7 protein-coding genes are annotated in these 5732 nt (G+C 45.7%); 4 read left to right on the top strand and 3 right to left on the bottom strand.

Annotated features, from left to right (window positions below):
* On the bottom strand, window positions 1-719 hold a 719-nt coding region (locus IT291_11000; protein ID MCC6221755.1), incomplete at its 3' end, for a hypothetical protein.
* A 115-nt stretch (window positions 720-834) separates the two neighbouring features.
* On the opposite strand from IT291_11000, the gene IT291_10995 reads away from it, so the two are divergent.
* Window positions 835-1629, top strand: coding sequence for a TIGR00282 family metallophosphoesterase (locus IT291_10995; protein MCC6221754.1), 795 nt, complete (start codon window positions 835-837; stop codon window positions 1627-1629).
* A gap of 9 nt (window positions 1630-1638) precedes the next feature.
* On the opposite strand, the gene IT291_10990 is transcribed toward IT291_10995, so the two are convergent.
* Both IT291_10990 and IT291_10985 read right to left on the bottom strand, forming a co-directional pair.
* Window positions 1639-2031, bottom strand: coding sequence for a response regulator (locus IT291_10990; protein ID MCC6221753.1), 393 nt, complete (start codon window positions 2029-2031; stop codon window positions 1639-1641).
* Window positions 2010-2774 (bottom strand): hypothetical protein, encoded by a 765-nt coding sequence (locus IT291_10985; GenBank protein MCC6221752.1) that lies wholly within the window; start codon window positions 2772-2774, stop codon window positions 2010-2012. The genes IT291_10990 and IT291_10985 overlap by 22 nt, the downstream gene beginning before the upstream one ends.
* A 150-nt stretch (window positions 2775-2924) precedes the next feature.
* Here IT291_10985 and IT291_10980 point away from each other — a divergent pair, with 150 nt between their 5' ends.
* The 3 genes from IT291_10980 to IT291_10970 all read left to right on the top strand — a co-directional run.
* The gene (locus IT291_10980; protein ID MCC6221751.1) at window positions 2925-3713 is read left to right on the top strand and encodes an enoyl-CoA hydratase/isomerase family protein; all 789 of its coding nucleotides are present in this window, start codon (window positions 2925-2927) and stop codon (window positions 3711-3713) included.
* Window positions 3714-3727: 14 nt separating this feature from the next.
* Window positions 3728-4879: an acyl-CoA dehydrogenase family protein gene (locus tag IT291_10975; GenBank protein MCC6221750.1), complete on the top strand. Its 1152-nt coding sequence runs from the start codon at window positions 3728-3730 to the stop codon at window positions 4877-4879.
* A 102-nt stretch (window positions 4880-4981) separates the two neighbouring features.
* Window positions 4982-5732 (top strand): methylmalonyl-CoA mutase (locus IT291_10970; GenBank protein ID MCC6221749.1); only part of this gene is annotated, 751 nt, incomplete at its 3' end.

Raw genomic sequence — 5732 nt, 5'->3', positions numbered from 1 at the left:
ATTAGGCCTTTTAGTTCTGTGGGAAGTAGAACTACTAGCTTGCCATCGGACTCCGATACGGGCTTCCACAAAAAGCCGCCAGAACCATCTTGAGCATTGCCGGTGGAACTAGGGCCGTTTGCAGTTGGTGCGGAGGATGTAGGAGCCGACTCAAGCGAGCGGCTGCCAGACTCTAAATCCCCAACATCGATTTTTTCAATAACAGCACGCATGCTAAAAAGCGCTGATTCGAGGTCGGAAACTGCAATCGTCGGATCGCCGGCACTTCCACGGCCATCGTAGAGAGCGTCTGCGTTGTCGTCTAGCTGAGCTGCCTTAAATGCTTCGGAATTAACCTTCTCGGCAGTGGCCGAATCGACCTTGCCGGCATCGACTGTCGCCTTTAATGCTTTAAGAGCTGCGTCCTCCACAGATACATAACCGTCAGCGCGTCGGAGGGTATTTAAAAACCCTTCCTTCTGCTGGCGGTAAAAAGTAGCGGCTTCTTCGCTGTGCTTAGAAAGGCGATTTTCAATTAGAGAGGCAAATAATTCCTCTTCATTTACTTGACTGCCGTCTGCTGTGCCCAGAATCTTTCGCATCATCGTGCCAAACTCGCTTGCCTGTGCGTCTGTCGATGACTCCGTGGCGAGAACTTGAATATCGGCACTATCGCTTGTATTATCCGAACCTTGCACCGAGGAAAGTTTTGGGTAATCTGAATTTGTCTCTATGTTCATAAGTTTTTTCTAAATGGCTAGAGTCAACAGTTTTGCCTACTAAGGCGTTTGTTCTAAAAAATTAACAGCAATACTCGTGCCTACTTTATTTCTTGTATAGCGAGCGGGATAATACATGTTTACTCTACTTTTTCTGGGCGACGTAGTTGGTAAAATTGGGCGGCAGGTTCTTTCTAAGCATTTGGCCAACTTGGTAGCGCACTATCAGGCGGATATGGTAATCGCCAATGGAGAAAATGCTGCTGGAGGTTTGGGTATAGATGCCTCGACTGCTGGCGAAATTTTTAAGGCGGGCGTAAATATCATTACTAGCGGCAATCACATTTGGCAAAAAAAAGAGGTTTATCCGTATTTAGAAAGCAATAAAGCACGGATTCTTCGCCCCCTTAACTTTCCCCCTGGAGCGCCGGGAGCAGGATGGCTAAAACACCAACATAAAAGCGGCCTAGAAATAGCCGTAGTAAATCTCATTGGCAGGGTATTTATGCCGCAATTGGTTGACTGCCCCTTTCGCTGCATTGGAGATTTATTAGCTAAAGAGCTTTCTTCTTCAGAAATAATCATCGTCGATTTTCATGCTGAAGCTACAAGTGAAAAAGTAGCACTTGGTTACTTCCTCGATGGAAAAGTTACACTAGTCGCTGGGACACACACTCATGTGCAAACTGCCGATAATAGGCTACTTCCCAAACAAACGGCCTTTATTTCAGACCTAGGCATGTGCGGCCCACAGGAGAGTGTAATTGGCGTAAAATCCGAACTTGTCGTAGAGCGTTTTTTAAGTGGATTGCCTGGCAAATTTGATGTGGCTAGCGGCAATAGCATGATAAATGGCGTGGTTCTTAAAATAAACGAAGCAGACGGCAAGGCTATCAGTATTGAAAGGATTTACGAGCGTTACGCGCACTGATAAGCACGCCTAACTTTGATGCAAAACGCTTTCGATTGCTTGAATTATCTCAGATGACGTAAATGGCTTCTGTAAGTAGACATCCGGGATAGCATCTGTGTTAATTTCAAGCATTTCGCCCTCGGTGTTCGCTGAAAGCATTATAACTGGCACATAGGAAGGCGAGAATATTTCCCTAAGCTCTTTTAGCACCTGCGAGCCTTGCATATCGTTTAACAAGAGATCTAAGAGAATTACGCGGGGAAGAGCTTCCTTGTTACTTAATTTTTGGCGCATTGACGAGAGGCATTCGCGACCGCTTTGAATGCACGAAACTAAGTAGCCCTTATTTAGTAGCATACTCGACACTATGCTCGTTACCACCGGGTCGTCATCTACTACTAAGATTTCTGTGGCCGACATCCTGCTCCTTCTAGCAATATTGTTTTGGTCTTCTGGATAAACTCTTTCTTGCTTATGGGAAGACATATATAATTTAAAGAACTATTTTGCTCGAATTTTCTAGATGTGGCTAGAAGTTTTAAAATGAAATTGAGTCCTGGTTCGAGATAAGGAGGAGCGCTCCTTCGCCTCGAATATTTACCTAAGCAATAGTCCGCAAAAGTATTTAGATAGTCTAGCTTATCTCTAGCTTCCTGCCGGCTTGCAATGACACTGGCAGTCGCACTGGGGTCGTCGATCTTTTGCGGGGAAAAACTAAAATTATGCTCTCCAGAATAAATATTTTCAATCTCGTCCGCCCAAGCTAAGACATATCGTGGAACGTCCACGAAAAATGCCATTTCCGGAAGTGCGAGCAAGACCCTTCTGGCGTGCCAACACAAGGAGTTTTTATCCAAAGTTGCTCGTTGAGCTAAGGAGCAGACAGTTCCCGCTGGCCCTCTACAAAGAGCGATTTCCTGATTAACTAACTCGGCTTCAAGAATACTCAGGGACTCTATATCAATGGGCGTCTTACAAAAGGAATATTCTGCCGTCTCTTGAATAAACTTAGCATTGCTGCCTAATTCTCTAGCCTGTACGAGTTGCCTAAGCTGATTTATGCTTAAGAATGCACTATTCTGAGCTAAAGATGTTGCAAAAGTGTCGATACACCCTGCACTTATTTCCCGCCTTACGGCCGTTTTGCTTGCTTGCTCCGTCACGTAAATCCAATTTATCTCAATATTTTAGGAAGTTTATGTCGTGCTAACCCTTTCTTAAAAAAAAACATGATGCAAGAGATAGGCCATGATATGGTTTGAGTGAAGTTTGGGGCGTAGTTTGATGTATTATTCCGTAGCAAGGGTCTATCTATGAAAAATAGCTTGGTTTCTCTGCAAATTGCTGATGCCGAGGCTAAACTTCGCATAGAGCGCGAAGAGAGCTTAAATGCTCTAAATGTTGAGGTTTTAGAGGGACTAAAGACGCATCTAATTGCGCTCGCTAAATTGCCTTTTAGCGAATGTCGAGTAGTGAGCATTTCTTCGGCCGGAGATCGGGCTTTCGTTGCTGGCGCGGATATTAAATGCATGCTAGGAGCGTCGCCGAGTGATTTGCATTATTTTATTGCTTTAGGCCAAGATGTAACGCGCCAACTAGAACGCCTTCCTGTTCCAGTAATAGCAGTTGTAAACGGCTATGCTATTGGCGGAGGTTTAGAGCTTGCTCTTGCCTGTGACATGATTTTAGCTACTACTACAGCAAAGCTCGGACAAGCTGAAGTGAATTTGGGTCTTATCCCTGGCTTTGGAGGAACCCAGCGCTTGCCGCTTCGCGTGGGAATTGGCGCGGCAAAAAGACTAATTCTAACGGCTGAAACGATTAGTTCTAGTGAAGCTTATCGGCTTGGATTAGTGGATTGGCTAGTTGAGCCTACTGAATTACAGAAAAAGCTCGGCGAGATTGTGGAAAATCTTAAAACTAAAGCGCCGCTAGCCTTAAAAGCTGCTAAGCGGAGTATTGAAAATCTCTATTTTGCACAAAAAACGGCTGGTTTGAGTCAGGAAGTAGAGGAGTTTGTTCAACTATTCAAATACAACGACACGAGGGAAGGTTTAGGGGCTTTTGTGGAAAAACGGAAACCAACATTTAAGGGATGTTAATATCGGCGAAGCTTATGAACTCATTTGAATTCGAATTAGACGAAGAACAGAGAATTGTTAGACAAAGTGCGAGAGAATTCGCCCAGAGGGAGGTTCTGCCCTTGGCGCGAAAAATTGATCAGGAGCACTACTTTCCTAAGGAACTAGTGCCAAAATTATCTGCGGCTGGTTACTTTGGCATTACGGTCCCAAGCGAGTATGGTGGTGCGGAGCTCGATTACCTTTCCTACGTAGTTATTATTGAAGAGCTAGCGGCAGTCTGCGCTTCTACTAGCGTAATTGTCAGCGCACACAACTCAATAGCCTGCTGGCCGATACTAAATTTTGGCTCTCCGGAACAGAAAGTTAAATATTTGCCTAAACTAGCCAAAGGCGAACATTTGGGCTGTTTTGCGCTGAGCGAACCAGGGACTGGAAGCGATGCGGCGCGCCAAACCTGTATGGCGAAGAAGAAGGGCGACAAATGGATAATTAATGGCGTAAAAAATTGGATAACCAATGCGCCAGTTGCAGATATTTGCGTTTTGTTTGCCATGGAAAAGCCAGAGGAGCGGCACAGGGGGATTAATTGCTTTATCGTTGAGCTAAAAAACCACCCCGGCATTACAATAGGGAAAAAAGAAGACAAATTGGGAATATGCGGCAGTCCCACGGCAAGTATTACCTTTGACAACGTAGAGCTCGACGGCAGCGCGCTTTTAGGCAAAGCTGGAGATGGATTTAAAATAGCAATGCTCACACTCGATGGTGGCCGCTGCGGCATTGCCGCGCAGGCGGTAGGGATTGCGCGAGCTTCACTGGAAGATTCCATCAAATATGCCAAAGAGCGCCAGACTTTCGGAAAATTGCTAGCCGAGCATCAAACCATACAGAATTACATTGCCGATATGAGTTGCAAAATTAATGCGGCTCGATTGTTAACGTATGCTGCTACTCGGCGAAAGGTGGCAAAGGTTAGTTATACGAGGGAGGCGGCAGAAGCGAAATTATTTGCGTCCGAGGCCGCGGTCTACTGTGCGCTAAAAGCTATTCAAATCTACGGCGGTTATGGTTACGTAAAGGATTTTAACGTCGAGCGATATTTGAGGGATGCAAAGATTACGGAAATATACGAAGGAACAAGCGAAATCCAAAGGCTTGTAATTGCGAGCCAACTTTTGAAGTGATTTCGTTTTTTGCAGGAATGCGCCAGTAGTTCAAAAAAGAAAGATATGTCCACAGAAAAAAAACAGCTCAGTTCAGCTACTAAAACTCGCTCGCGCAATGTTATGCAAATAGCCGCTGCTAGCAAAGAGCAGTGGCTTGAACATGCTTATCGTGGACAAGCCGAGAGGCGAAAGTCCTATGCAACTATTAGTGGAACAGAAATCCCAGTATGTATAACGTCGCGCGACTTGGGTTCCTTCGATGAGGTCAGAAAACTGGGGCTTCCTGGGCAATTTCCATTTACTCGAGGGCCTCAGGCGTCGATGTATCGAGGGCGTCTTTGGACTATGCGGCAGTTTGCTGGTTTTGGATCTCCAGACGATACCAATGCGCGTTTTCACTATCTGCTAAAACACGGACAAACTGGGCTTTCAACTGCTTTTGATATGCCTACTCTAATGGGCTACGATGCCGACCATCCGCGCTCACTGGGGGAAGTAGGAAGAGAAGGGGTGAGCGTTTCGACTATTGCCGATATGGATAGGCTTTTTGGCGGCATTGATTTGTCGGCGGTGACTACGTCTATGACGATAAATTGTAGCGCCGCTCCCATACTCGCCATGTATCTTGCAGTTGCGCGAAGAAGAGGAATATCCTGGGATCTCTTGGGAGGCACAATTCAAAACGATATTTTAAAGGAATACATTGCACAAAAGGAGTGGATTTCTCCGCCCGGCGCGGGACTAAAGCTGTCGTGCGACATAATTGAATTTTGTGCCGAACATGCTCGCAAATTTAATCCGATTAGCATATCTGGTTATCACATACGAGAGGCTGGCTCTACAGCGGCGCAGGAGTTGGCGTTTACCGTTT

The organism is Deltaproteobacteria bacterium, from assembly GCA_020845775.1.
In the GTDB taxonomy this organism is placed as follows: Bacteria; Bdellovibrionota_C; UBA2361; order SZUA-149; family JADLFC01; genus JADLFC01.
The sequence above is the reverse complement of the archived record's forward strand: the minus strand, read 5'-3'. Positions and strand labels throughout refer to the sequence as shown.

What these genes read in the sequence shown, in the direction of transcription:
- IT291_10975 (MCC6221750.1), top strand. Translation starts at nt 3,728, where the DNA reads ATGAACTCATTTGAATTCGAATTAGACGAAGAACAGAGAATTGTTAGA.
- IT291_10980 (MCC6221751.1), top strand. Translation starts at nt 2,925, where the DNA reads ATGAAAAATAGCTTGGTTTCTCTGCAAATTGCTGATGCCGAGGCTAAA.
- IT291_10990 (MCC6221753.1), bottom strand. Translation starts at nt 2,031, where the DNA reads ATGTCGGCCACAGAAATCTTAGTAGTAGATGACGACCCGGTGGTAACG.
- IT291_10995 (MCC6221754.1), top strand. Translation starts at nt 835, where the DNA reads ATGTTTACTCTACTTTTTCTGGGCGACGTAGTTGGTAAAATTGGGCGG.